Origin of the sequence: Pseudomonas sp. SCPG-7, assembly GCF_002156405.1 — a bacterium.
Classification (GTDB): domain Bacteria; phylum Pseudomonadota; class Gammaproteobacteria; order Pseudomonadales; family Pseudomonadaceae; genus Aquipseudomonas; species Aquipseudomonas parakoreensis.
On sequence record NZ_MVOO01000006.1, the window covers coordinates 41,597 to 65,235 of the forward strand.

The 23,639-nt window shown below is 60.3% G+C and carries 24 protein-coding genes and 4 tRNA genes; 13 read left to right on the forward strand and 15 right to left on the reverse strand.

Annotated features, from left to right (window positions below; genetic code table 11):
• Positions 1-231: 231 nt before the first annotated feature.
• Entirely contained in the window at positions 232-588 is a 357-nt protein-coding gene (locus tag B1722_RS13115) for a BON domain-containing protein (RefSeq protein ID WP_007963876.1), read from the reverse strand.
• Positions 589-883: 295 nt separating this feature from the next.
• The gene (locus B1722_RS13120) at positions 884-1,324 is read right to left on the reverse strand and encodes a pilin (protein ID WP_041065372.1); all 441 of its coding nucleotides are present in this window, start codon (positions 1,322-1,324) and stop codon (positions 884-886) included.
• 228 nt (positions 1,325-1,552) lie between these two features.
• Here B1722_RS13120 and pilB point away from each other — a divergent pair, with 228 nt between their 5' ends.
• Genes pilB through yacG form a run of 5 tightly spaced genes read left to right on the forward strand, consistent with a single transcriptional unit; the run spans position 1,553 to position 6,161 of the window.
• On the forward strand, positions 1,553-3,253 hold the full coding sequence (pilB, locus tag B1722_RS13125) for a type IV-A pilus assembly ATPase PilB (protein ID WP_086792840.1): 1,701 nt from the start codon (positions 1,553-1,555) through the stop codon (positions 3,251-3,253).
• A 2-nt stretch (positions 3,254-3,255) separates the two neighbouring features.
• Positions 3,256-4,473 carry a type II secretion system F family protein gene (locus tag B1722_RS13130; protein ID WP_086792842.1) on the forward strand — a complete coding sequence of 406 codons (1,218 nt, stop codon included), beginning with the start codon at positions 3,256-3,258 and terminating at the stop codon, positions 4,471-4,473.
• A gap of 1 nt (position 4,474) precedes the next feature.
• Positions 4,475-5,347 carry an A24 family peptidase gene (locus tag B1722_RS13135; RefSeq protein ID WP_086792844.1) on the forward strand — a complete coding sequence of 291 codons (873 nt, stop codon included), beginning with the start codon at positions 4,475-4,477 and terminating at the stop codon, positions 5,345-5,347.
• Positions 5,344-5,967 carry a dephospho-CoA kinase gene (gene coaE, locus B1722_RS13140; RefSeq protein WP_086792846.1) on the forward strand — a complete coding sequence of 208 codons (624 nt, stop codon included), beginning with the start codon at positions 5,344-5,346 and terminating at the stop codon, positions 5,965-5,967. Before B1722_RS13135 ends, coaE begins: the two co-directional genes overlap by 4 nt.
• Positions 5,964-6,161, forward strand: a complete 198-nt coding sequence (gene yacG, locus B1722_RS13145) for a DNA gyrase inhibitor YacG (protein WP_003228296.1) — start codon at positions 5,964-5,966, stop codon at positions 6,159-6,161. The genes coaE and yacG overlap by 4 nt, the downstream gene beginning before the upstream one ends.
• A 6-nt stretch (positions 6,162-6,167) precedes the next feature.
• On the opposite strand, the gene B1722_RS13150 is transcribed toward yacG, so the two are convergent.
• From B1722_RS13150 to B1722_RS13160, 3 genes are all read right to left on the reverse strand, one after another.
• Positions 6,168-6,383 carry a hypothetical protein gene (locus tag B1722_RS13150; protein ID WP_041065358.1) on the reverse strand — a complete coding sequence of 72 codons (216 nt, stop codon included), beginning with the start codon at positions 6,381-6,383 and terminating at the stop codon, positions 6,168-6,170.
• Positions 6,384-6,448: 65 nt separating this feature from the next.
• Complete coding sequence (locus B1722_RS13155; RefSeq protein WP_086792848.1) at positions 6,449-7,138, reverse strand: energy-coupling factor ABC transporter permease; 690 nt, start codon at positions 7,136-7,138, stop codon at positions 6,449-6,451.
• Complete coding sequence (locus B1722_RS13160) at positions 7,135-7,602, reverse strand: FAD/FMN-containing dehydrogenase (RefSeq protein WP_086793092.1); 468 nt, start codon at positions 7,600-7,602, stop codon at positions 7,135-7,137. The genes B1722_RS13155 and B1722_RS13160 overlap by 4 nt, the downstream gene beginning before the upstream one ends.
• A gap of 129 nt (positions 7,603-7,731) precedes the next feature.
• Between B1722_RS13160 and B1722_RS13165 the strand changes: the two genes are divergently transcribed.
• The 4 genes from B1722_RS13165 to B1722_RS13180 all read left to right on the forward strand — a co-directional run bounded on the left by B1722_RS13165 (position 7,732) and on the right by B1722_RS13180 (position 10,469).
• The gene (locus B1722_RS13165) at positions 7,732-8,358 is read left to right on the forward strand and encodes a DUF1780 domain-containing protein (protein ID WP_003228301.1); all 627 of its coding nucleotides are present in this window, start codon (positions 7,732-7,734) and stop codon (positions 8,356-8,358) included.
• Positions 8,355-8,882, forward strand: a complete 528-nt coding sequence (locus B1722_RS13170; protein ID WP_041065352.1) for an MOSC domain-containing protein — start codon at positions 8,355-8,357, stop codon at positions 8,880-8,882. The genes B1722_RS13165 and B1722_RS13170 overlap by 4 nt, the downstream gene beginning before the upstream one ends.
• A 51-nt stretch (positions 8,883-8,933) precedes the next feature.
• Positions 8,934-9,107, forward strand: a complete 174-nt coding sequence (locus B1722_RS13175; protein WP_003228304.1) for a DUF3094 family protein — start codon at positions 8,934-8,936, stop codon at positions 9,105-9,107.
• Between the two features lie 63 nt (positions 9,108-9,170).
• Positions 9,171-10,469 (forward strand): NAD(P)/FAD-dependent oxidoreductase, encoded by a 1,299-nt coding sequence (locus tag B1722_RS13180; RefSeq protein ID WP_041065349.1) that lies wholly within the window; start codon positions 9,171-9,173, stop codon positions 10,467-10,469.
• Between the two features lie 158 nt (positions 10,470-10,627).
• On the opposite strand, the gene B1722_RS13185 is transcribed toward B1722_RS13180, so the two are convergent.
• From B1722_RS13185 to rluD, 8 genes are all read right to left on the reverse strand, one after another.
• Entirely contained in the window at positions 10,628-12,253 is a 1,626-nt protein-coding gene (locus B1722_RS13185; RefSeq protein ID WP_041065346.1) for a methyl-accepting chemotaxis protein, read from the reverse strand.
• 161 nt (positions 12,254-12,414) lie between these two features.
• Positions 12,415-12,491, reverse strand: a tRNA-Pro gene (locus tag B1722_RS13190).
• Positions 12,492-12,588: 97 nt separating this feature from the next.
• Positions 12,589-12,664, reverse strand: a tRNA-Lys gene (locus tag B1722_RS13195).
• Positions 12,665-12,669: 5 nt separating this feature from the next.
• A tRNA-Pro gene (locus B1722_RS13200) sits at positions 12,670-12,746 on the reverse strand.
• Positions 12,747-12,755: 9 nt separating this feature from the next.
• A tRNA-Asn gene (locus tag B1722_RS13205) sits at positions 12,756-12,831 on the reverse strand.
• A 295-nt stretch (positions 12,832-13,126) separates the two neighbouring features.
• Positions 13,127-15,691, reverse strand: coding sequence for an ATP-dependent chaperone ClpB (clpB, locus tag B1722_RS13210; protein WP_086792851.1), 2,565 nt, complete (start codon positions 15,689-15,691; stop codon positions 13,127-13,129).
• A gap of 131 nt (positions 15,692-15,822) precedes the next feature.
• The gene (gene pgeF, locus B1722_RS13215) at positions 15,823-16,545 is read right to left on the reverse strand and encodes a peptidoglycan editing factor PgeF (protein ID WP_041065342.1); all 723 of its coding nucleotides are present in this window, start codon (positions 16,543-16,545) and stop codon (positions 15,823-15,825) included.
• Positions 16,542-17,504 (reverse strand): 23S rRNA pseudouridine(1911/1915/1917) synthase RluD, encoded by a 963-nt coding sequence (rluD, locus tag B1722_RS13220; RefSeq protein WP_041065339.1) that lies wholly within the window; start codon positions 17,502-17,504, stop codon positions 16,542-16,544. Before rluD ends, pgeF begins: the two co-directional genes overlap by 4 nt.
• 151 nt (positions 17,505-17,655) lie before the next feature.
• On the opposite strand from rluD, the gene B1722_RS13225 reads away from it, so the two are divergent.
• The 4 genes from B1722_RS13225 (at position 17,656) to B1722_RS13240 (ending at position 21,959) form a co-directional block, all read left to right on the forward strand.
• On the forward strand, positions 17,656-18,678 hold the full coding sequence (locus B1722_RS13225; protein ID WP_041065336.1) for an outer membrane protein assembly factor BamD: 1,023 nt from the start codon (positions 17,656-17,658) through the stop codon (positions 18,676-18,678).
• A gap of 125 nt (positions 18,679-18,803) precedes the next feature.
• Positions 18,804-19,037 (forward strand): PP0621 family protein, encoded by a 234-nt coding sequence (locus B1722_RS13230; protein ID WP_027612810.1) that lies wholly within the window; start codon positions 18,804-18,806, stop codon positions 19,035-19,037.
• Positions 19,027-20,616 (forward strand): PAS domain-containing sensor histidine kinase, encoded by a 1,590-nt coding sequence (locus B1722_RS13235; protein ID WP_086793094.1) that lies wholly within the window; start codon positions 19,027-19,029, stop codon positions 20,614-20,616. The genes B1722_RS13230 and B1722_RS13235 overlap by 11 nt, the downstream gene beginning before the upstream one ends.
• Positions 20,613-21,959 carry a sigma-54 dependent transcriptional regulator gene (locus B1722_RS13240; RefSeq protein WP_086792853.1) on the forward strand — a complete coding sequence of 449 codons (1,347 nt, stop codon included), beginning with the start codon at positions 20,613-20,615 and terminating at the stop codon, positions 21,957-21,959. The genes B1722_RS13235 and B1722_RS13240 overlap by 4 nt, the downstream gene beginning before the upstream one ends.
• A 114-nt stretch (positions 21,960-22,073) precedes the next feature.
• Here the strand turns inward: B1722_RS13240 and thiO are convergent, their stop codons facing one another.
• A complete protein-coding gene (gene thiO, locus B1722_RS13245; protein ID WP_086792855.1) occupies positions 22,074-23,174 on the reverse strand; it encodes a glycine oxidase ThiO in 1,101 nt (366 codons plus the stop codon).
• A 58-nt stretch (positions 23,175-23,232) separates the two neighbouring features.
• The gene (locus B1722_RS13250) at positions 23,233-23,634 is read right to left on the reverse strand and encodes a type IV pilin protein (protein ID WP_041065326.1); all 402 of its coding nucleotides are present in this window, start codon (positions 23,632-23,634) and stop codon (positions 23,233-23,235) included.
• Positions 23,635-23,639 lie beyond the last annotated feature (5 nt).

Here is a 23,639-nt window from a genome sequence, read left to right on the forward strand (position 1 = left end):
ATCAAAAGATCGCAGCCTCCGGCAGCGCCTACAGGGAAATGCATTCCACTGTAGAAGCTGCCGGAGGCTGCGATCTTTTGCTTCTACCCAATAGAACAGGCCCCGACACAAGTGCCGGGGCCCGTAATGGTCACATCCGTGTGACCGTTCGCATGAACTCTAAAGTTGCGGCAGACGTATTGCTCGGCCCGTCTGTCGCGTCTTCTCCCGGTCCAGGCGAGAAGTCATGCCTTACTCGGCTTTCAGGCCGTCAGCGGAGACCGCTTTGACGCCTTTGATTTTCTTGGTGATGTTCACAGCGGTGGTTTTCTGAGCTTCGGTGACAGCGACGTCAGAAGACAGGGAAACCACACCTTTGTTGGTTTCGACTTTGATGTCGGTACCAGGAATGCCTTTTTCGGTTACCAGGTCGCTTTTGACTTTGGTAGTGATCCAGGTATCGGAAGTAGCTTCTTTAGCCTTGGTCATTTCACCAGCAGCCAGAGTCATTGGAGCCTGAGTAGCCTGGGTGGATTGTGCGAAAGCACCGGAAGCCATGGTCAGGGTCAGCGCGGTAGCAGCAGCGGCAGTGATAGCGAACTTCTTCATACGAGTAACTCCTGTTTTTCTGGAAAGTCTGCTGGTTGTCTTGTCAGCAGGGTTACTGGGTATATTGCGAACGCTGTGCCAACTTTTCGAAAGACAATAAATCGTTATAAATCAATAAGTTATGAATTAGATAAATTTTCGAAATCATGCAATTTGCATGACGCGTGGATTATCGACATGCAAGTTGCGGTTTTTTGGAAAGTTCCTAAATGGCTGAAATTATTGAAGCTTTTTTTACTGCTCTGGAAATGAAAATGCCCCGAAGATCGGGGCATTTGCCATTCAGGCCCTCGCATCAAGTGCCGCTGGCAGTGCAACCTTTTGGCGAGTAGTCAGGGTTGACGGTGGTTGCGCAGGTCCACACGCCAGAGGTGCTGCCCGTTGCAGCGCCTGAACGGGTGAGCGTGATTGTTTTACCCAATACCGGACCCGGTGCGTTCACCAGTGTGCAAGTGATGGTGCCGGCACCGGTCGAGGCCGTCCCAGAGGCCGCCAGTGTGCAGTTCGACGTGGTCGCGGAGGCGCCGCCCGCCACCAGTGTCAGCGTCGGATCCGTACCTTGATTGATGGTGTCTTCAAACGGCACTTTGAGCGCGCTGATTTCTGCCAGACCTGCTGTCACTTTCGAACGGGCCTGGTATTTGGAGTATTGGGGCAGGGCGATGGTCGCCAGAATGCCGATGATCGCCACCACGATCAGCAGCTCGATCAGTGTGAAACCCTTTTGGTTGTTCATAGACAGGCTCTCCATGCATGAGTCGGAATCTCATGATCTGCAAAGGGCTCAGCATAGGCCGTGCCAACCGCTTGCAGACCCCGCACGCTCGGCATAAAGGTGCCGAGTCGCGCTTTCCTACAACCCGTAACCGCACTATCTGACACTTTTTGTCACCTGCACCGAGGGTGTTTGGCGCTGTCACTTGACTAGGCTATAAGTCATGAACTGTCAGCTTCCGGAACTCCCATGAATGACATCGCTCTGAGCGGTCTGGCCAAGCAGTTGGTACAGGCCGAACTGCTCACGGAAAAAAGCGCCCAGCAGGCCTGGCAACAGGCGCAGCGCAATCGGCTGTCGCTGGTCAGCTACCTGGTACAGAACAAACTGGTGAAGAGCTCACAGGTGGCCGAGATCGCTTCAGAGCATTTCGGCATGGCCTTCATGGACCTCAATTGCCTGGACAAGGAAACCCAGCCCAAAGGCCTGGTCAGTGAAAAACTGGTGCGCCAGCACCACGCCCTGCCCTTGTGGCGCCGTGGCAATAAACTGTTCGTGGGCATTTCCGACCCGAGCAATCATCAAGCGATCAATGACATTCAGTTCAGCACCGGGCTGAGCACCGAAGCCATTCTGGTGGAGGACGACAAGCTCACCGAGGCCATCGAGAAATTCTTCGACACCCACGCCAGCGGTCTGGAGGACATGGCCGACGTCGATCTCGACGGCATGGATGTCGAGTCCGTCGACGACAGCCGCCAGGACGCCATCGGCGGGCTCGACGCCGATGACGCGCCGGTCGTGCGCTTCGTGCACAAGATGCTGCTCGACGCGATCAAGAGTGGCTCCTCCGATCTGCACTTCGAACCCTACGAGAAAAACTTCCGGGTGCGGGTGCGCACCGACGGTATCCTGCGCGAGGTGGCCAAACCGCCGATTCAACTGGCCGGGCGGATCGCCGCACGCCTGAAAGTCATGGCCAGCCTCGACATCTCGGAGCGGCGCAAACCCCAGGACGGGCGGATCAAGATGCGCCTGTCGAAGACCAAGTCCATCGACTTCCGGGTCAACACTTTGCCGACCCTGTGGGGCGAAAAAGTGGTGATCCGGATTCTCGACCCGTCCAGCGCGCAGATCGGCATCGATGCATTGGGTTACGAACCGGCGCAGAAAGACCTGTACATGGCGGCGCTCAAGCAGCCGCAGGGCATGATTCTGGTGACCGGGCCGACCGGTTCGGGGAAAACCGTGTCGCTGTACACCGGCCTGAATATTCTCAATACCGTCGACATCAACATTTCCACCGCCGAAGACCCGGTGGAAATCAACATGGAAGGCATCAACCAGGTCAACGTCAATCCGAAACAGGGTCTGGATTTTGCCCAGGCCCTGCGTTCGTTTCTGCGGCAGGACCCGGACGTGATCATGGTCGGCGAGATCCGCGACCTGGAAACTGCCGAAATCGCGATCAAGGCCGCACAGACCGGCCACCTGGTGCTGTCCACGCTGCACACCAACAGCGCCGCCGAAACCCTGACCCGCCTGCACAACATGGGCATTCCCGGGTTCAACATCGCCACCTCGGTAAGCCTGATCATCGCCCAGCGCCTGGCGCGCAAGCTGTGCAACCACTGCAAGAAACCGATCGAAATCCCCCGCGAAACGCTGGTCAAGGAAGGTTTCCCGCCGGAACAGATCGGCAATTTCACGATCTACGAGCCGGTCGGTTGCGATCACTGCAACGGCGGCTACAAGGGACGCGTGGGGATTTATGAAGTGGTGAAAAACACCTCCGAGCTGCAGCGGCTGATCATGGCCGAAGGCAACTCGCTGGAAATCGACAGCCAGATGCGTCGCGACGGCTTCGACGACCTGCGCACCTCGGGCCTGCACAAGGCCATGCAAGGCATCACCAGCCTGGAAGAAATCAACCGGGTCACCAAGGACTGAACATGGCGGTCAAGGCAGCGAAAATCAGCATCTACGCCTGGGAAGGCACGGATCGCAAAGGCAGCAAGGTCACGGGCGAGTTGAGCGGGCAGAACCCTGCGCTGATCAAGGCCCAGCTGCGCAAACAAGGCATCAACCCGGGCAAGGTGCGCAAGAAATCCACCTCCTTGCTCAGCCTCGGCAAACGCATCAAGGCCCAGGACATCGCCCTGTTCACCCGGCAGATGGCAACCATGATGAAGGCTGGCGTGCCGTTGTTGCAGTCGTTCGACATCATTGGCGAAGGCTTCGACAACCCGGCGATGCGCAAACTGGTGGACGAAGTGAAGCAAGAGGTGGCAGCCGGCAACAGCTTCGCCGCCGCCCTGCGCAAGAAGCCGCAGTATTTCGATGAGCTGTATTGCAACCTGGTGGATGCCGGCGAGCAATCCGGTGCACTCGATACGTTGCTCGAACGGGTCGCAACCTATAAGGAAAAAAGCGAAGCGCTCAAGGCCAAGATCAAGAAAGCCATGACTTACCCCACAGCCGTGGTGCTGGTGGCGATGGTGGTCACGGGGATTTTGCTGGTGAAAGTGGTGCCGCAGTTTCAGGCGGTATTTTCCGGTTTTGGCGCTGAACTGCCGGCCTTCACGCTGATGGTGATCAGCATCTCCGAGTTCATGCAGCAATGTTGGTGGGCGGTGCTCGGCGCCCTGATTGCAGCGGTGTTCGGCGTCCGTCATGCGCTGAAGACATCCCAGGCATTGCGCGACCGCAAGGACACCTGGCTGCTGAAGCTGCCGCTGGTGGGCACGCTGATGTACAAATCGGCGGTGGCGCGATTCGCCCGCACCTTGTCGACCACCTTCGCCGCTGGCGTACCGCTGGTGGATGCACTGGATTCGGTGGCCGGTGCCACCGGCAACGTGGTGTTCAAACGTGCAGTGCTGCGTATCCGCCAGGACGTCGCCACCGGCATGCAGCTGAACTTTTCCATGCGCAGCACCGGGGTGTTCCCGAACATGGCGGTACAGATGACCGCGATCGGTGAGGAATCGGGCGCGCTGGATGACATGCTCGACAAGGTCGCCGGTTTTTATGAGGACGAAGTGGATAACATGGTCGACAACCTCACCAGCCTGATGGAACCGTTCATCATGGTGGTGCTCGGGGTCATCGTCGGCGGGTTGGTCGTGGCCATGTACCTGCCGATTTTCCAGCTCGGCTCAGCGATCTGACATGCCTATCGACCAACTCTTCAGTCTGTATCCGCTGGCCTTTGTGTGCACCGCCCTGCTGCTGGGCCTGGTGGTGGGCAGTTTCCTCAACGTGCTGGTCTGGCGTCTGCCGAAAATGCTCGAGCGCGATTGGCGCCAGCAGGCGCAGGACGTCCTCGGCCTGCCGAGCGAAACGCCACTACCGACCTACAACCTGATGCTGCCGCACTCCCAGTGTCCGCACTGCGGCCACCGGATTCGGCCGTGGGAAAACATTCCGCTGCTCAGCTACCTGTTGCTGCGTGGACGCTGTTCGGCGTGTGCCGCCCCGATCAGCAAACGTTACCCCCTGACCGAACTGGCTTGCGGCCTGCTCTCGGCATTCGTCGCCTGGCATCTGGGGTTCGGCTGGCCGGCCGCCTTGTTGATCGTCCTCACCTGGGGTCTGTTGGCGATGAGCCTGATCGACACCGAGCATCAATTGCTGCCCGATGTGCTGGTGTTGCCGTTGTTGTGGCTGGGGTTGATCGTCAACAGCTTCGGGCTGTTCGTCTCGCTACACGCCGCGCTGTGGGGCGCGGTGGCCGGCTACATGGCGCTGTGGTCGGTGTTCTGGCTGTTCAAGCTGCTGACCGGCAAGGACGGCATCGGCCACGGCGATTTCAAGCTGCTGGCGCTGCTCGGGGCCTGGGGCGGCTGGCAGATTCTGCCGCTGACGATTCTGCTGTCGTCGCTGGTGGGGGCGATTGTCGGGGTGATTCTGCTGCGGCTGCGTGAGCAGAAAACCTCGACGCCGATGCCCTTCGGCCCGTATCTGGCAATTGCCGGCTGGATTGCCTTGCTCTGGGGTGGTCAAATAACCGACTTCTATTGGCAGTTTGTCGGTTTGAAATGAATACCCCTGTGGAAAAACCCTGGATTCTCGGCCTGACCGGCGGCATCGGCAGCGGCAAAAGCGCCGCGGCCCAGCACTTCATCGATCTCGGGATTCATGTGGTCGACGCTGATCACGCAGCGCGCTGGGTGGTCGAGCCGGGGCGTCCGGCGCTGGCGAAGATTGCCGAACACTTCGGGCCCGGCGTCCTGCAAGCCGATGGCACGCTGGACCGTGCGGCCCTGCGCAAGTTGATCTTTGAAGTGCCGGAAGAACGCCGCTGGCTCGAAGCCCTGCTGCATCCGTTGATCGCCGAGGAAATCGCTCACCATCTGGCGCTGGCAAAATCGCCTTATGCGATTCTGGTGTCACCGCTGCTGATCGAATCCGGGCAATACGCGATGACCCAGCGCATCCTGGTGATCGACGCCCCGCAACAATTGCAGATCGAACGCACCTTGCAGCGCGACCAGACCAGCGAACAGCAGGTCCAGGCGATCCTCAAGGCCCAGTCCAGCCGTGAAGACCGCGTGAGCCGTGCCGACGATGTGGTGGTCAACGACCGCGACCTCGCCTGGTTGCACAGCGAAGTCGAGCGCCTGCATCACTTTTACCTGACTTTATCCGGAGGCCAGTCATGAGCCCTACAACCGTCGAATGCCCAACCTGCGGCGCCCCCGTGGAATTCACCCCAGAGAACAAATTCCGCCCGTTCTGCTCCGATCGCTGCAAGCTGATCGACCTCGGCGCCTGGGCGTCCGAAGAGCACAAGATTCCGGTCGCCCCGGATGCCGAAGACGAAATGTTCTCCGGTGATTTCGACCCGCGTCACTGATCGCGATCAGGGCCGCATGAAGCCGTAGTCCTGATCGTCGTCGAGGTTTTCCGCGAGAAAGCGCAATTCGTCGGCCAGGTCTTCGGCGTTGCGCACCGTCTTGCTCTGTTGCACCACCGCGCTGAGCAAGGCGCGCAAACTCAGGCCCGGATCGAAGCCGACCTCCAGCGCCATCTCCAGACTCTGCCGCGTTTCCTGCCTCGCCCACTCGTAAACACTCATGCCGCTGCTCCTGAAGGGATTTGATTGAGCATGAAATGCCGCGAGGGTGACGGATTTGATGTGGATCAAGACTTGGGAACGTCGTCCTTCCACGGCGCCGAAAGGTAGCGGGTGCGATTGAAGGTCTCCAGCCAATCGGGACTGAACACCACCAACGCGCTGATCACCATGCCGTTGATGAACGCTTCGGGGAAAATCAGCAGCCACAGGTAGCCGATGAAGTCTTCCAGCCATTCCGGCATGGCAAACAGGCCGTCGTACCACAGCAGGCTCAGGCTCAACGTCAGGCACAACAAGGCCGACAACGCCGCGGCAAAGAATCCGGAACAGAAGATATACACGAACGGATTTCGCGGCTGGGCACGCTCGACGATGATCGCCACGCACTCAGTGATCAACACCGGCAGCAGGATCAGCAACGTACCGTTGACCCCGACCGCCGCCAGATCCTGACGCCCGAGCAACACCAACCCGATCTGCGCCACCAGCCCGCCGACAATCGCCAGCGGCCAGTCCAGCAAAAGTGTCACGGCGGTCATGCCGATGAAGTGATAAGAAACTCCGGTGTCGAAATCCCTGCGCACCATCCACAGCAAAAACACGGCGAACACGGTGCCGAACAGCAGGTGCTGACGGCGACTGTCACTGAACAACTCGACCCACGGCGCACGACAGATCGCCCAGATAAGCACCGGCAGATAGATCAGCCAGCCGACCGTCAGGCTTTGCGGTGACAGCAACTCGGCGCCGATCATGGGCGGGCCTTCTCCAGTGCCTCGTGCAGTTGGGCCGCGTCGGTGTACTCATGTTGCTCGAGCAGTCGGCCGTCCTTGAGTTGCAGCCACAGCACCGAGCCTTCGGCGCCGGGATAACGCGACGCCACCCTGCCTTCACGATCAAGCATGACCCGATAGCTGTAGTCACGCATCGCCGGAACCGCGAACATCTTCGCGATCAGCGCCGGCATGCGCTGGATGTCAGCGACAAACACGGCGTGACGCGCCTCCAGATAGCCTTTTGGCTGGTCTTTCAACGCCTGCTTGATCAGCTTGGCGCCGTCCATGTCGCGCGCCACCAGCAGCGTCGTGGTGCGGTTATCGAGGGTGAACGGCTGATCGTATTGATCCAGCAACGTCCAGGGCGCCAGCCGCTCACCGATTTCAAGCGCCTGGGCCCACAGCGGAATCACAGCCAACACCAGCAGCCAGCGAAATTTCACGTTCATCCCCTCGATTTGGCATTAATGGACGGTTTTCCTCAGTCTACACCGCCCATTGCAACCGCCCACTGACACACATTGCCGCGTGGTGCTTTCAGCTTGTCGCAATTGAACGCTAAGCTTGGGCTTATGGATGACTCAGATTATTTACGCCTGCTGACCATCGCGGCCGAGCAAGCCAACGCGTTCCTGTCCAATGCCCGCAAATGGGAGCGTGAGCGTTGGGTCTGCCAGCGCCTGCTGCAAGGCTTGAACATTCCTTACCGCGCCGATGAGTTTGCCCCTGCTGGCGAGCCGCCGGATGTGCTGTTTCGCGATGCCAATTTCGAAGTGTTTTTCGTGCTCGACGAAGGCCGCCGACTCAACGACGAATGGCGCGACGAACTGCAACGCCGGCGCAGTGCATTTTCCCTCAGCCAACTGGTGCGCCGTGAAGCCAAGCCACGGCGGATCCCGGCCAATGAATTCTTGCTGCGACTGGCGCCGACCTTGCGCAAAAAAGCGCACAACTACAAGGAACGCGGCATGGATCTGGGCGAACTGGACATCATCGCCTTCGCCAGCCTCAAGCGCGAAGTGCTGGACCTCAACAGCCACTTCCCACCGCCCACCGAATACCTGCGTCAGGGCTGGCGCTCGCTGTCGCTGGTCGGGCCGACCTTCGCCCGGGTGCTGTTCGCGCATCCTGATGCACCGGATTTCCTGCGCAGCAACCTCGGTCGCAGCATCGTCTTCGATGTCGGGATCAGCCTGTGACGCCGCTGCAGCAGTTGATTGCCGACGTCCCGCAGACCGGGCGCGTGCGCTGGATCGGCGTGCGCCCCGAGTCTCGCGGGCCGATGATCGAACTCGACGCGGTGGAAGCACGACTGGAGGCCGGACTGACTGGCGATCACGCCCGCCCGGGGGTGCGCAACGCGCGGCAGGTGACGTTGATCCAGTTCGAACACCTGGCCGTGATCAGCGCGTTGATGGGCCGGTCACAGGATCATCCGGTCAAGCCTGAAGACCTGCGGCGCAATCTGGTCATCAGCGGTATCAATCTGTTTAGTCTCAAGGGTCGGCGCTTTCGCATTGGTCAGGCAATATTCGAGACCACTGGCTGGTGTCAGCCCTGCGCACGCCTGCAAAACAACCTCGGCCCCGGCACCTTTCAAGCGGTGCGCGGGCATGGCGGAATTACCGCCCGGGTGTTACAAAGCGGGATCATCCGCCTCGACGACGGTGTTTCTGTCGAACCGGTTCCGGCCAGTGGCTATGCTGCGTTCAACCCGGGATAAAAACCGCTGTAGCGTCTCCACCTTCAGCAACGTCTACCTGACGAGGCCTTTATGACCAGCCGCCTGAACCCCGAAGACCAGAAGCATGTCGAAGAGTACCTGCAGTTGTCCCAACACCGTGTCGAGCGCCGGCCTTTCCGGCCGTGGATGCTCCTGGTGCTGGTGCTGGCAGTGACCATTGGTCTGGGCTTGCTGAGCCGACTTATCAGTTACCTGACGCTATGAGCTGCCTGGCGCTCGCTCGGGTAACCGCACCGATTTCCTTTAAAAACCTTGCGAGTTATCCCTATGTCCCATCGTATTGTCATTGTCGGCGGCGGTGCCGGCGGTCTGGAGTTGGCTACCCGTCTGGGTAAGACTCTGGGCAAGCGCGGCACGGCCAGCGTGATGCTGGTCGACGCGAACCTGACGCACATCTGGAAACCCCTGCTGCACGAAGTGGCCGCCGGATCGCTGAACTCTTCCGAAGACGAACTCAACTATGTTGCCCAGGCGAAATGGAACCACTTCGAGTTCCAGCTGGGGCGCATGAGCGGGCTTGATCGGGCGCAGAAGAAAATCCAGCTGGCCGCCACCTACGACGAGAACGGCGTGGAACTGGTACCGGCGCGTGAAGTGCCTTACGACACGCTGGTGATCAGCGTCGGCAGCACCACCAACGATTTCGGCACCCAGGGCGCGGCGCAGCACTGCCTGTTCCTCGACACCCGCAAACAGGCCGAGCGTTTCCACCAGCAGCTGCTCAACCACTATCTGCGCGCGCACGCCGGACAGACCGATGTGGTCGAGCAGATCAGCGTGGCCATCGTCGGTGCCGGCGCCACAGGTGTCGAGCTGGCGGCAGAGCTGCACAACGCGGCGCATGAACTGGCGGCTTATGGTCTGGACCGGATCAAACCGGAGAACATGCACATCACCCTGATCGAAGCCGGCCCGCGAGTGCTGCCAGCCCTGCCGGAACGCATCAGCGGCCCGGTGCACAAGACCCTAGAGAAACTCGGGGTCAATGTAATGACCAATGCGGCGGTCAGCGAAGTAACCGCCGACAGCCTGATCACCGCCGATGGCAATGTGATCAAGGCCAGCCTGAAAGTCTGGGCCGCCGGGATTCGCGCACCGGGTTTCCTCAAGGACATCGACGGCCTGGAAACCAACCGCATCAATCAGCTGCAAGTGCTGCCGACGTTGCAGACCACCCGCGACGAAAACATTTTCGCCTTCGGTGACTGCGCCGCGTGCCCGCAACCGGGTTCGGATCGCAACGTGCCGCCGCGTGCACAAGCCGCACACCAACAGGCATCGTTGCTGGCCAAGTCGCTGAAGCTGCGTATCGAGGGCAAAACCCTGCCGGAGTACAAGTACACCGACTACGGCTCGCTGATCTCGCTGTCGCGTTTTTCCGCTGTGGGTAACTTGATGGGCAACCTGACCGGCAGCGTGATGCTCGAAGGCTGGCTGGCGCGTATGTTCTACGTGTCGCTGTATCGCATGCACCAGATGGCGCTGTACGGACCGTTCCGCACGGCGATGCTGATGCTGGGCAGCAAGATCGGTCGCGGTACCGAGCCACGCCTGAAGCTGCACTAAAACCAAAACGTGTGGGAGCTGGCTTGCCAGCGATAGCGGTCGGTCAGTCGGCGATGATGTCGACTGATCCGCCGCTATCGCGGGTAAGCCACGCTCCCACATTGTTTTGTGCAGCTCACAAAATCAGCAAGCTCACTCCTGCAATCGATCACCGCTCATCAAAGCTGGAAGCGGCGCACCATGCCTTGCAGCGCGTTGGCCAGTTGCGACAGTTCGTGGCTCGACGCACGGGTCTGATCGGCACCCGTCGCCGAACGGACCGACAGGTCGCGAATGTTCACCAGATTACGATCCACTTCCCGCGCGACTTGCGCCTGCTCTTCGGCGGCACTGGCGATCACCAGATTACGCTCATGGATCTCATGCACCGAAGCGGTGATGGTTTCCAGCGCCTCCCCGGCCCGCTCGGCCAATGCCAGTGTGGTCGTGGCCCGTGCAGCGCTGGCCTGCATCGAATCCAGCGCCAGGCTTGAACCACTGCGCATGCCCTGCACCATCTGCTCGATCTCCTGCGTCGATTGCTGGGTGCGATAGGCCAGCGCCCGCACTTCGTCGGCGACCACCGCAAAACCTCGTCCGCTTTCCCCTGCGCGGGCCGCCTCGATGGCGGCGTTGAGCGCAAGCAGGTTGGTCTGCTCGGCAATGGCACGGATCACATCCAGCACTTTGCCGATGTCCTGTGACTGGTTGGCCAGCGATTGCACCAACTCGCCGGTGTGCTGCACGTCGCTGGCCAGCGCATGGATGGCCGATGCGGTGTCACTGACCCGCGCCTGCCCCAGTTGCGCCGACTCACTGGATTGGCGGGTGGCATCGGATGTCGACACCGCGTTGCGAGCGACTTCTTCAACGGCCGTGGTCATTTCATTGACCGCCGTCGCCGCCTGTTCGATTTCGTTGTTCTGCTGCTGCAAGCCTTGTGTGCTGTCGAGCGTCACCGCGTTGAGTTCATCAGCAGCGCTCGCCAGTTGCGTGGCCGAACCGCTGATGCCTTGCAGCGTTTCCCGCAGGTTTTGCTGCATGGTCGCCAGCGCCTTGAGCAATCGGCTGACTTCATCGTTACCGTGGGTTTCGATCGGCCGGGTCAGGTCGCCTCGAGCCACACTTTCGGCAGCGCTGACGGCGCTGCTCAGCGGACGGACGATGCTGCGGGTGAGCAACATCGCCAGCGCCACCGTAGCCAGCGCCGCCAGCGCTATGAACAGGCTGACGATCGTGCGCGAGGTCTGGTAGTGGTCAGCGGATTTCTGGCTCTCCGCAGCAACCTGTCTGGCGAACAGATCCGACAGGTCATTGAGCTGCTTGCCGGAGCCGTCGACCACGGTCTTCATATCAACCAGCAACAGTTTGGTCAGCTCGTCACGCTGGCCTTGATCGGCCAGGGTGAAGGATTGCGCGATGCCGGTGCGATACGCGGCGAAGGTTGTTTTGAACTGGTCATAGAGCTGCTGGCCTTCCGCCGTGGTGACCAGTTTGTCGTAGGCGGCGATCTTCTCGCTCAGCTCCTTGTCGCGGGTATCCATCTGGCTGCGGTAAGTCGCGATGTTCTGCGGATCCTGATCAAGGGCCATGCGCAGGGAAATCGTACGGATCCGCAACATCAGCTCGCGAATTTCGTCACCGCCACGAATGCTCGGCAGCCACTGGCTCTCCACCGCGACCTCACTGTCACGAATGCTCGACATCTGCCCCAAGGCAAATACGCCGAGCAACGCCACCAGGACCGCAATCAGGGCAAAACCCAACGCGGCACGAGGAGCAATATTCAACTGACGAAGCAACATGACGAACGCCCTTATTCTTGTATTGGCCAGATTGAAGGGGCGAACAGTGGCAGCCCCTCTCGTTAGCGGGCTATCGGCAAGTTGTACGATGACTTGAAAGGAATTGTCTGACGCGAGGACAAAAAAAATCCCCGTATCTTTCGATACGAGGATTTTTAATATGGTCGGGGTAAGGGGATTCGAACTCCTGACATCCTGCTCCCAAAGCAGGCGCGCTACCGGACTGCGCTATACCCCGGTAAAAAAAAGGCGACCTTTCAAAGATCGCCTTCTTCGATCAGCGCTTTTGGCCTCTGATCTTAAGATTCGATCCCAGTGTTACCTGGTTTCAAAAATGGTGGGTCGTGTGGGATTCGAACCTACGACCAATTGGTTAAAAGCCAACTGCTCTACCAACTGAGCTAACGACCCAAAAATGGTCGGGGTAAGGGGATTCGAACTCCTGACATCCTGCTCCCAAAGCAGGCGCGCTACCGGACTGCGCTATACCCCGGCTTGAAATTGGCTCCGTGACCAGGACTCGAACCTGGGACCCAATGATTAACAGTCATTTGCTCTACCGACTGAGCTATCACGGAACTACATATTTCAATTTACAACGGTGAAACTTACAGCTCTTAGACGTCGTTCGCATCGCTGCGTTCGTGTGTCTGAGGCGCGCTATTCTACAACCTAGAACACCTCTGTCAACCCCCTAAATCGCTTTCAAGTTAATGATTTGCAACTTATTTCAGATTTCAGCTCAGTGAGCTGAGATGCTGCGGGTGACTGACTGCGGGGCGCACTTTACAAGCCTTTTCCTTAGAGTTCAACAGCCTAACGAAAAAAAGGCCTCGCAAAGCGAGGCCTTCCTTATTTCACTGGCTTTACCGCTCAGTCGAAAACGATTTCGTCGTTCACGACCTTGCCGGTTGCCGTGTCGCCCGGCAGGAAATGCCCTGACAGGATCAACTGCGCCAACGGGTTTTCGATCCAGCGCTGGATCGCACGTTTGAGCGGACGTGCGCCATACACCGGGTCGTAACCCACGGCAATCAGCTTGTCCATCGCTTCCGGGCTCAGTTCCAGCTTCAGCTCGCGCTCGACCAGACGACTGCGCAGACGGCCCAGCTGGATCTCGGTAATGCCCGCGATCTGATCCCGCGCCAATGGCTCGAAGATCACCACTTCGTCGACCCGGTTGATGAACTCGGGACGGAAGTGACTGGTCAGCGCGTCCATCACCGCTGCACGCTGCGCCTCACGGTCACCGACCAGTTCCTGGATCTGCAACGAGCCGAGGTTCGAGGTCATGACAATCACGGTATTACGGAAATCCACCGTACGTCCGTGGCTGTCGGTCAGGCGTCCATCCTCCAGCACTTGCAGCAGGATGTTGAACACGTCCGGGTGCGCCTTCTCGACCTCATCCAGCAGGATCACCGAGTAAGGCTTGCGACGCACCGCCTCGGTCAGGTAACCGCCCTCCTCGTAACCCACGTAGCCTGGTGGTGCCCCGATCAGCCGCGCCACGGAATGTTTCTCCATGAACTCGGACATGTCGATCCGCACCATTGCCTCTTCCGTGTCGAAGAGGAATTCGGCCAGCGCCTTGCACAGCTCGGTTTTACCGACCCCGGTCGGGCCGAGGAACATGAACGAACCGCTCGGACGATTCGGATCCGCCAGCCCGGCACGCGAGCGCCGTACGGCGTTGGCCACCGCGACCACCGCTTCGTCCTGACCGATCACGCGCTGGTGCAACAGGCTTTCCATCTTCATCAGCTTGTCGCGCTCGCCTTCGAGCATTTTCGACACCGGAATACCGGTCCACTTCGAAACGACTTCGGCGATTTCCTCTTCGGTCACCTTGCTGCGCAACAACTGGTTCTCGCTCTTGCCGTGCTGGTCGACCATTTGCAGGCTGCGCTCCAGATCCGGGATCACCCCGTACTGCAATTCGGCCATGCGGTTGAGGTCGCCTTTACGGCGCGCGGCTTCCAGTTCCTGACGCGATTGCTCGATCTTTTGCTGAATCTGTGCCGAACCCTGTACCTCGGCTTTTTCCGAGTTCCAGATTTCTTCCAGATCCGAGTACTCACGTTCGAGGCGGACAATTTCTTCCTGGAGTTTTTCCAGGCGCTTCATCGCCGCTTCATCGCTTTCTTTCTTCAGTGCCTGGGATTCAACCTTGAGCTGAATCAACCGACGCTCCAGACGATCGAGCACTTCCGGCTTGGAGTCGATCTCCATGCGGATGCGGCTGGCGGCCTCGTCGATCAGGTCGATGGCCTTGTCCGGCAGCTGCCGATCAGTGATGTAGCGATGGCTGAGCTTGGCGGCCGCGATGATCGCACCGTCAGTGATCGCCACCTTATGGTGAACCTCGTAACGCTCCTTGAGGCCACGCAGGATGGCGATGGTGTCTTCTTCGCTCGGCTCGTCCACCAACACTTTCTGGAAGCGCCGTTCGAGGGCGGCATCCTTCTCTATATATTGGCGGTACTCGTTGAGCGTGGTTGCGCCGACGCAATGCAACTCGCCGCGAGCCAATGCCGGTTTGAGCATGTTGCCGGCATCCATCGAGCCTTCGCCCTTACCGGCGCCGACCATGGTGTGCAGCTCGTCGATGAACAGAATGATCTGCCCTTCCTGCTTCGACAGTTCGTTGAGCAGTGCTTTGAGGCGTTCTTCGAACTCACCGCGATACTTGGCACCGGCAATCAGCGCGCCCATGTCCAGCGACAACAGGCGTTTGCCCTTGAGCCCGTCCGGCACTTCGCCGTTGATGATGCGCTGGGCCAGACCTTCGGCAATCGCGGTCTTACCCACACCAGGCTCACCGATCAGCACCGGGTTGTTCTTGGTGCGACGTTGCAGCACCTGAATGGTGCGGCGGATTTCGTCGTCACGGCCGATCACCGGATCAAGCTTGCCGTCTTCGGCGCGCTTGGTCAGGTCGACGGTGTACTTGTCCAGTGCCTGACGCGACTCTTCGTGGTTGGCGTCATTCACCGCCTCACCACCGCGCAGGTTGTTGATTGCGTTCTCCAGGGCTTTCTTGCTCACGCCCTGGCCGAGCAGCAGTTTGCCGAGCTTGCTGTTTTCGTCCATCGCGGCGAGCAGCACCAGCTCGCTGGAAATGAACTGGTCGCCCTTCTGCTGGGCCAGACGATCAGCCTGATTGAGCAGGCGCGCCAGATCCTGCGACATGTTGACGTCGCCGGTCGGGTTCTGGATTTTCGGCAATTGATCGAGCTCTTTGGTCAGCTCTTTGCGCAGGCTGTTGACGTCGAAGCCCACTTGCATGAGCAGGGGTTTGATCGAACCACCCTGCTGTTCAAGCATGGCTTGCATCAAGTGCGCCGGCTCGATGGCCGGATGATCGTGGCCAACGGCCAGGGATTGGGCGTCGGACAACGCCAACTGTAATTTGCTGGTTAAACGGTCTATACGCATGGGGTCACCTTCCTTTTGAGCAGGTCGGACCTAAAAACCATCCTGAATAAAGAAACCTGCCAGATACCACTGTAGATGCGGTCGATTCTGGGAGATTCAAGCGTCGGGAGATTGATGTAGATCAGACAAGCTTAGCGGGTGAGCCAGACAAGGGAGGCAAAGCGCCCCGTGCGCGACGCACGGCGGTAAGAAAAGAAGCGCGGATCGGTCACCGTGCAGAAACCGCCACCATAAACCGCCGTGACACCTTTGGCCGCCAGACGCAGGCGCGCCAGCAGATAAATGTCAGCCATGAACTTGCCAGCATTGTGGCTGGGCACGAAGGCGGCTGCCGCTTCCGGCAGTTGCTTGACGAAGACTTCGCGTACTTCCGGGCCGACTTCAAACGCTTTCGGGCCGATGGCCGGGCCGAGCCAGACCAGCACGTCCGCCGCAGCGGTGTCGAGATGATCGAGGGTGGCTTCCAGTACGCCGGCCGCCAACCCGCGCCAGCCGGCATGGGCCGCCGCGACGCGAGTGCCGGCCCGGTTGCAGAACAATGCCGGCAGGCAATCGGCAGTCATCGCCGTGCAGGCAATCCCGGGAGTTGCCGTCCAACTGGCATCGGCGGTTGCCACCACGCCCGGATCAGCATGAGCCACGACAATGCCGTGCACTTGCTGCAACCAGGCAGGCTTTATAGAGAAATGTTCGGTCAGACGCCGACGATTCTCGGCGACTGCGTCCGGGCGATCATCGACATGATCGCCCAGATTGAGGCTGTCGAACGGCGCCTCGCTGACACCTCCCTCGCGGGTGGTGACACAGGCCCTGACGCTGGCCGGCGCAGGCCAGTCCGGCGTCAGCCAGTTCATCCGACGAAGGCCTCGCGATCCTGCTTGAGCAGGGTCAGCAGCCAGACGAAATCTTCCGGCAGCGGCGATTCCCAGCTCATGCGCTCACCGGTGGTCGGATGATCCAGCTCGAGGAAACGCGCGTGCAGCGCCTGACGCGGGAAGTGCTTGAGCGACTCGACCATGGTCGGGTTCGCCGCGGGCGGAATGCGGAAACGACCACCGTACGCCGGGTCGCCGACCAACGGGAAGTTGATGTGCGACATGTGCACGCGAATCTGGTGGGTCCTGCCGGTTTCCAGTTTGACCCGCACATGCGTGTGGGACCGGAAACGCTCCAGCACGCGGTAGTGACTGACAGCCGGCTTGCCGCCTTCCATCACGGCCATGCGCTGGCGCTGCTGACCATGACGGCCGATCGGGGCGTTGATCTTGCCCCCGGCGGTCACCACACCGATCACGATGCACTCGTAGATCCGGCTGACGCTGCGGCTCTGCAGCTGGGCAACGAGCTTGGTCTGCGCCTGAATGGTCTTGGCCACCACCATCAGACCGGTGGTGTCCTTGTCCAGGCGATGCACGATACCGGCACGCGGGACATTGATGATGTCCGGCACGTGGTGCAGCAAGGCATTGAGCAAGGTGCCATCGGCGTGGCCGGCAGCCGGGTGCACCACCAGGCCCGCAGGCTTGTTGATCACCAGGATGTCGTCGTCTTCATAGACGATGTCGAGCTCGATGTCCTGGGCGATCCACTCGCCCTGGGCTTCCTGCTCGGCAGTCAGCTCAAGGACGGCACCGCCATGCACGATGTCGCGCGGGCGGATGACCGCCCCGTCCACAGTCAGGCGACCTTCTTTGATCCAGGCGGAAAGGCGCGAGCGTGAGTGCTCAGCGAAGAGTTGGGCGGCGACTTGATCGAGGCGTTGGCCGCCCAAATCGGACGGCACCTCTGCGCGAAGTTCAATTTTATCGGACATGCTCTGACTGGGCGTCGGCACAGCCTTTGGTTTCGGCTGCGCGCTTGTGGTTAAATACGGCGTCTTTTGCCCCGAGGCTTTTCAACGGGGCGCTCATCATAACAGGACGGCCCCGCCCAAGACAGCGGCCGTCATAGGGACGCAAGCCGCCATGCAAGTGAAACACCTGCTGCTGATCGCCATCCTCGCATTGACCGCTGCTTGCTCATCGAAGGAAGTCGTCGACGAAAACCTGAGCGAAGCCGAGCTGTACCAGCAGGCTCAGACCGACCTGGACAACAACAGCTACACCAGCGCCACGGCCAAGCTGAAGGCTCTGGAGTCGCGTTATCCGTTCGGTCGCTACGCGGATCAGGCACAGCTTGAACTGATTTATGCCAACTATAAAAACGCCGAGCCGGAAGCTGCCAAGTCCGCCGCCGAACGTTTTATCCGTTTGCACCCACAGCACCCGAACGTGGACTATGCCTATTACCTCAAGGGCCTGACCTCGTTCGACCAGGACGTCGGCCTGCTGGCGCGCTTCCTGCCGCTGGACATGACCAAGCGTGACCCTGGCGCTGCCCGCGACTCGTACAACGAGTTCGCCCAACTGACCAGCCGCTACCCGAACAGCCGCTACGCGCCGGACGCCAAGCAGCGCATGATCTACCTGCGCAACCTGCTGGCCGCCTACGAAATCCACGTAGCCGACTACTACCTGACCCGTCAGGCCTACGTCGCCGCCGCCAACCGTGGCCGTTATGTAGTGGAAAACTTCCAGGAAACTCCATCGGTCGGCGATGGCCTGGCGGTGATGACCGAGGCTTACCAGCGTCTGCACCTGGACGAACTGGCCGCTACCAGTCTGGAAACCCTGAAACTCAACTACCCGAATCACCCGAGCCTGCAGGACGGTCAGTTCGTGCCATCGGTTGCCGAAGCCGACAACCGCTCGTTCCTGAGCAAGGCGACTTTGGGCCTGATCGAGTCGCGTCCACCGCTACCGCCGGGAGAAACCCGCGCCAACCAGGACGTGCAGAAGCAGTTCCAGGACGCGAAAGACGCGATCCCGAACGAGCTCAAGCCTAAAGACGAAAACGGCGACGTGATCGAGGAAGAGCGTCATGAAGCCGAAGGCAACAACGAAGATCGTTCGTGGTTCAGCTACATGACCTTCGGCGTGTTCGACTGATCACATCGGTTACATAAAAAGGGAGATCTGCGGATCTCCCTTTTTTGTGGCGGCGCGTTAATAGTCTGTGCGCTTGCCGGCTCCTTGGCTAAACTGCCGAATCATTAGCCGAAAAGCCGCCCATCATGCTTCGTTTACTGTTCTGGATTGTCCTGATTTTCGCCGCGGTATGGCTGTGGCGCAAATTCAAGGCGCCCGCCTCGTCTGCTCAATCGCCCCGCGAGCAAGACGCCGCACCGATGGTGCGCTGCGCCCACTGCGGCGTGCATCTGCCCCGCGACCGTGCGCTGAACCTTCAGCAACAATGGTATTGCAGCCAGGCTCATCTTGAGCAAGGCCCGGGTGCCAGTGATCGCTGAGGCCGCCAACGCCGACCGTAAACAGGCGCAGCGCCTGCTGCGCCTTTATCATCTTTACCGTTTGAGTGTCGGCATCACGCTGGTGCTGCTGATCTCCAGCAATATGGACAATCGCCTGCTGACGTCGGCCGACGACGATCTGCTGCGCAGCGGCAGCTGGTTGTATCTGGTGCTGAACATCCTGCTGGTGGTGTTTCTGGAAAATACCCGGCGGCCCTCGCAGTTGTTCAGTCTGGCGCTGGTGGATGTGCTGCTGTTGTGCGGTTTGTTCTACGCGGCGGGCGGGGTGGCCAGCGCGATCGGCAACCTGCTGATTGTCTCGGTGGCGATCAGCAACACCTTGCTGCGCCGGCGCATTGGCCTGCTGATTGCCGCCATCGGCGCACTTGGCATTGTCGGCTCAAGCTTCCTGCTGAGCTTGAGCCATCCCCTGAGCGCCAATGACTATCTGCAAGCCGGAACCTTGGGCGCCTTGTGTTTTGCCGCATCGCTGCTGGTCCAGGGCCTGATCCGGCGCCTGGAAGTCAGCGAAAATCTCGCCGAACAGCGCGCCAGCGAAGTCACCAGCCTTGAAGCCCTCAACGCTCTGATTCTGCAACGCATGCGTACCGGCATTCTGGTGCTCGACGAGCAGCGCCGGGTCCAGCTGGCCAACCACAGTGCGAAGACGCTGTTGGCCCAGTCGCATCTTGAAGGCCATTTGATCAGCGACTATTCGCCGGCATTGGTCGAGCGCCTGCAACTGTGGCTGAGCAACCCGACCCTGCGCCCGCAGAGTCTGAAGATTCCCGGCAACGGCCTGGAACTGCAACCGAACTTCATCGCCCTCGATCAGAGCCCCAACCAGCAAACCCTGGTGTTCCTCGAAGATCTGGCGCAAGTCGCGCAGCAGGCCCAGCAACTCAAGCTCGCCGCGCTCGGGCGCCTGACCGCCGGCATCGCCCATGAAATCCGTAACCCGCTGGGGGCCATCAGTCACGCCGCGCAGCTATTGGGCGAGTCCGAGGAACTCGATGGCGCGGATCGACGTCTGACACAGATTATTCAAGACCACTCCCAGCGCATGAACCGAGTCATCGAAAACGTCCTGCAACTGTCGCGCCGCCAGCAGAGCGCCCCTCAGCGCCTGGATCTCAAGCCATGGCTGGAGCACTTCGTTGCCGAGAGCCGCGAACAGGCGAGCGAGCGGCAGTCGATTCATTTGCGGATCAATTCCGGGGACTTCATCACGTTGATGGATCCGGATCAGCTCACGCAGATTCTCGACAATCTGTTACGTAACGGCTGGCGCCACAGCGCTTTACTGCACGAGCAGGCCGAGGTCTGGCTGGCGCTGTTCATCGACCCCGAGAGCCAGCTGGCGGTGCTTGAAGTCCAGGACAATGGCCCCGGTGTACCACTGGATCAACAACCGCATCTGTTCGAACCCTTCTTCACTACCAGCAGCCAGGGCACCGGCCTTGGGCTTTATCTGTCCCGTGAGCTGTGCGAAAGCAACCAGGCGCGCCTAGACTTCAAACCACGCCAAGGCGGCGGCTGCTTTCGCATCACCTTTGCTCACGGACGGAAACAAAGTTGAACACGAGCCCACGGCAAAAAATCCTCATCGTCGACGACGAGCCGGATATCCGCGAACTCCTGGAAATCACCCTGGGACGGATGAAACTCGACACCTTCAGTGCTCGCAACCTCGGCGAAGCCCAGGCGCTGTTGCAACGCAATGCGTTCGACCTGTGCCTGACCGACATGCGCCTGCCCGACGGCACGGGGCTGGACCTGGTGCAGCACATCCAGCAACGTCATCCACAACTGCCGGTGGCGATGATCACCGCGTATGGCAGCCTGGAAACCGCGATCAATGCGTTGAAGGCCGGCGCCTTCGACTTCCTCACCAAGCCGGTTGATCTGACGCGCTTGCGTGAACTGGTCAGCACCGCGTTGCGCATGCCGGCGGTGGGCGGCGCCGGCACGTCGATAGATCGGCGCCTGCTCGGCGACTCACTGCCCATGCGCGATCTGCGCAAACAGATCGACAAGCTGGCGCGCAGTCAGGCGCCGGTCTACATCAGCGGAGAGTCGGGCAGCGGCAAAGAACTGGTCGCACGGCTGATCCACGAACAGGGACCGCGCGCCAGCAAGCCATTTGTGCCGGTCAATTGCGGGGCGATTCCGTCCGAGCTGATGGAAAGCGAGTTTTTCGGCCATCGCAAGGGCAGCTTCACCGGCGCGGTCGAGGACAAACCCGGACTGTTCCAGGCCGCGCATGGCGGCACCCTGTTTCTCGACGAGGTGGCGGACCTGCCGCTGGCGATGCAGGTCAAACTGCTGCGGGCGATTCAAGAGAAAGCCGTGCGCAGTGTCGGCGGCCAGCAGGAAGCGGTGGTCGATGTGCGCATTCTCTGTGCTACCCACAAGGATCTTGAGGCCGAGGTCGCCGCCGGGCGCTTTCGCCAGGACCTGTATTACCGCTTGAACGTGATCGAACTGCGCGTGCCGTCCCTGCGCGAACGGCGCGATGACATTCAGGTATTGGCTGCGCACATGCTCCAGCGTCTGGCGGCAGGCAGCGGTCGAGCGGCGGTCCGCCTGCACCCACAGGCGCTTGAGGCGCTGAAGAGTTACCGCTTCCCGGGGAATGTGCGAGAGCTGGAAAACGTCCTCGAACGGGCGCACACGCTGTGTGAAAACCAGTTGATCGAGGCGGCAGACTTACGCCTCAGCGAAGGTAATTGCGCGGTCGAGGGCGGCATCGCCGATCTTACCCGGATCGACAACCTTGAGGATTATCTGGAGAACGTCGAGCGCAAGCTGATCCTGCAGGCGCTGGAGGAAACCCGCTGGAATCGCACGGCAGCGGCGCAACGCTTGAGTCTGTCATTTCGCTCGATGCGCTATCGGCTGAAGAAACTCGGTCTGGATTGAGGCCCCCTTCGCGAGCAGGCTCGCTCCCACATTGGATTTTGTGACCGACAAAGATCAACTGTGGGAGCGAGCCTGCTCGCGAAAGCGATCTGCCAGGCTACAGAAAATATCAGACTAAATGCGACCTTCAGGCGCATACGGCGCCGGATCGATAATCGGCGTACGCCCGAGCATCACATCGGCAAACAACTGACACGACGCCGGCGCCAGCACCAGGCCGTTGCGGTAATGCCCGCAGTTCAGCCACAAACCGTCAAACCCCGGCACCCGGCCGATATACGGAATACCCTCCGGCGAACCCGGGCGCAAACCGGCCCAATGCCCCACCACTTCGGCCTCCGCCAGCGCCGGCAGCAACTCGACTGCCGAAGCCTTGAGGCTCTCCAGCGCGACCTCGGTCGGGGTCTTGTCGAAGCCTTCGTGCTCCAGCGTGCTGCCGATCAGAATGTGCCCGTCGCGACGCGGAATCGCATAACGTCCCTTGGCCAGCACCATGCTCGGCAGGAAATCCGCTGCACACTTGTAGAGAATCATCTGGCCCTTGACCGGCTCGACCGGGAGCGTCAGATCCAATGTCTTGAGCAGATCACCGCTCCATGCCCCGGCCGTCAGCACCACCTGGTCGCCACTGATCAGGCCCTTGGACGTCTCGACGCCAATCACTCGCTCGCCTTCGCGAACAAACCCGCTGACTTCGCATCGCTCGTGAATCGTCACGTTCGGCAGCCCCAGCAACGCCGCTTTCAGCGACTTCACCAGCCGTGGGTTTCTGACGTTGGCCACATCGGCCATGTAGATCGCCCGGGCGAACCCGCCCCCCAGCACCGGCACCGCGTCGTGCACCGCCGAGATATCCACAGCCCGCAGCGGACGGTTTTCCCGCTCAGCCCAGGCCAGTGCTTCGGTTTCATCTTCAAGATCCAGCCAGTACAGGCCGGTGGTGTGCACTTCGGGATCAACTCCGGTATCGGCAAGCAGCCGCTCGCCCAGCTGTGGATAAAAATCCTGCGACCAATGCGCCAGCGCAGTGACGGCCGGGCTGTAGCGCCACGGGTACAGCGGGGAAACGATGCCGCCACCGGCCCAGGACGATTCCTGGCCGACGTTCGAGCGATCCAGCAGCACCACGCTGCGCACTTCGGAGGCGAGGTTGTAGGCGGTCAGCAGGCCAATCACCCCGCCACCGACAATCACCACTTGCTGTTGCCTGGTCATGTTTGATCCAACCGTAATAAAGACAGCGGGCGCAAAGAGGCGCCCGTAAGAAGTTACCTCAGCGGCCCCAGCAATCCTTGGTGGTCAGCCCGGTGGTAGCGTTGTTCATGCTTCTGACGCCGGTGTTGGTCAGGGTGAAATCACCGCACTTGTCGGTCGCCATGGTCGTACCGGCCTTGCGGGTGGCGGTCAGCAGGAAGGTCTGGTCAGCGATCGTCGGGGTGATGGTGTAGAAATCATTGCCCGTGCTCAGACCGGTGATGCCGGTGTAGACGTTGTTTTTGGTGTAAAAGCGCTCGAGGATCTGCGCCTGTTCCGAAAGCAGCGACACCACTTCGGCGCGCCGGCCCTTTTTCAGGTACTCGGTGTAGCTCGGTGCGGCGATGGTGATGATGATCCCGATGATCGCAATCACGATCATGATTTCGATCAGGGTGAAGCCCCGGTTGAATCTGCGCATGCCTC

What these genes read in the sequence shown, in the direction of transcription:
- B1722_RS13115 (WP_007963876.1), bottom strand. Translation starts at nt 588, where the DNA reads ATGAAGAAGTTCGCTATCACTGCCGCTGCTGCTACCGCGCTGACCCTG.
- B1722_RS13120 (WP_041065372.1), bottom strand. Translation starts at nt 1,324, where the DNA reads ATGAACAACCAAAAGGGTTTCACACTGATCGAGCTGCTGATCGTGGTG.
- pilB (WP_086792840.1), top strand. Translation starts at nt 1,553, where the DNA reads ATGAATGACATCGCTCTGAGCGGTCTGGCCAAGCAGTTGGTACAGGCC.
- B1722_RS13130 (WP_086792842.1), top strand. Translation starts at nt 3,256, where the DNA reads ATGGCGGTCAAGGCAGCGAAAATCAGCATCTACGCCTGGGAAGGCACG.
- B1722_RS13135 (WP_086792844.1), top strand. Translation starts at nt 4,475, where the DNA reads ATGCCTATCGACCAACTCTTCAGTCTGTATCCGCTGGCCTTTGTGTGC.
- coaE (WP_086792846.1), top strand. Translation starts at nt 5,344, where the DNA reads ATGAATACCCCTGTGGAAAAACCCTGGATTCTCGGCCTGACCGGCGGC.
- yacG (WP_003228296.1), top strand. Translation starts at nt 5,964, where the DNA reads ATGAGCCCTACAACCGTCGAATGCCCAACCTGCGGCGCCCCCGTGGAA.
- B1722_RS13150 (WP_041065358.1), bottom strand. Translation starts at nt 6,383, where the DNA reads ATGAGTGTTTACGAGTGGGCGAGGCAGGAAACGCGGCAGAGTCTGGAG.
- B1722_RS13155 (WP_086792848.1), bottom strand. Translation starts at nt 7,138, where the DNA reads ATGATCGGCGCCGAGTTGCTGTCACCGCAAAGCCTGACGGTCGGCTGG.
- B1722_RS13165 (WP_003228301.1), top strand. Translation starts at nt 7,732, where the DNA reads ATGGATGACTCAGATTATTTACGCCTGCTGACCATCGCGGCCGAGCAA.
- B1722_RS13175 (WP_003228304.1), top strand. Translation starts at nt 8,934, where the DNA reads ATGACCAGCCGCCTGAACCCCGAAGACCAGAAGCATGTCGAAGAGTAC.
- B1722_RS13180 (WP_041065349.1), top strand. Translation starts at nt 9,171, where the DNA reads ATGTCCCATCGTATTGTCATTGTCGGCGGCGGTGCCGGCGGTCTGGAG.
- B1722_RS13185 (WP_041065346.1), bottom strand. Translation starts at nt 12,253, where the DNA reads ATGTTGCTTCGTCAGTTGAATATTGCTCCTCGTGCCGCGTTGGGTTTT.
- clpB (WP_086792851.1), bottom strand. Translation starts at nt 15,691, where the DNA reads ATGCGTATAGACCGTTTAACCAGCAAATTACAGTTGGCGTTGTCCGAC.
- pgeF (WP_041065342.1), bottom strand. Translation starts at nt 16,545, where the DNA reads ATGAACTGGCTGACGCCGGACTGGCCTGCGCCGGCCAGCGTCAGGGCC.
- rluD (WP_041065339.1), bottom strand. Translation starts at nt 17,504, where the DNA reads ATGTCCGATAAAATTGAACTTCGCGCAGAGGTGCCGTCCGATTTGGGC.
- B1722_RS13225 (WP_041065336.1), top strand. Translation starts at nt 17,656, where the DNA reads ATGCAAGTGAAACACCTGCTGCTGATCGCCATCCTCGCATTGACCGCT.
- B1722_RS13230 (WP_027612810.1), top strand. Translation starts at nt 18,804, where the DNA reads ATGCTTCGTTTACTGTTCTGGATTGTCCTGATTTTCGCCGCGGTATGG.
- thiO (WP_086792855.1), bottom strand. Translation starts at nt 23,174, where the DNA reads ATGACCAGGCAACAGCAAGTGGTGATTGTCGGTGGCGGGGTGATTGGC.
- B1722_RS13250 (WP_041065326.1), bottom strand. Translation starts at nt 23,634, where the DNA reads ATGCGCAGATTCAACCGGGGCTTCACCCTGATCGAAATCATGATCGTG.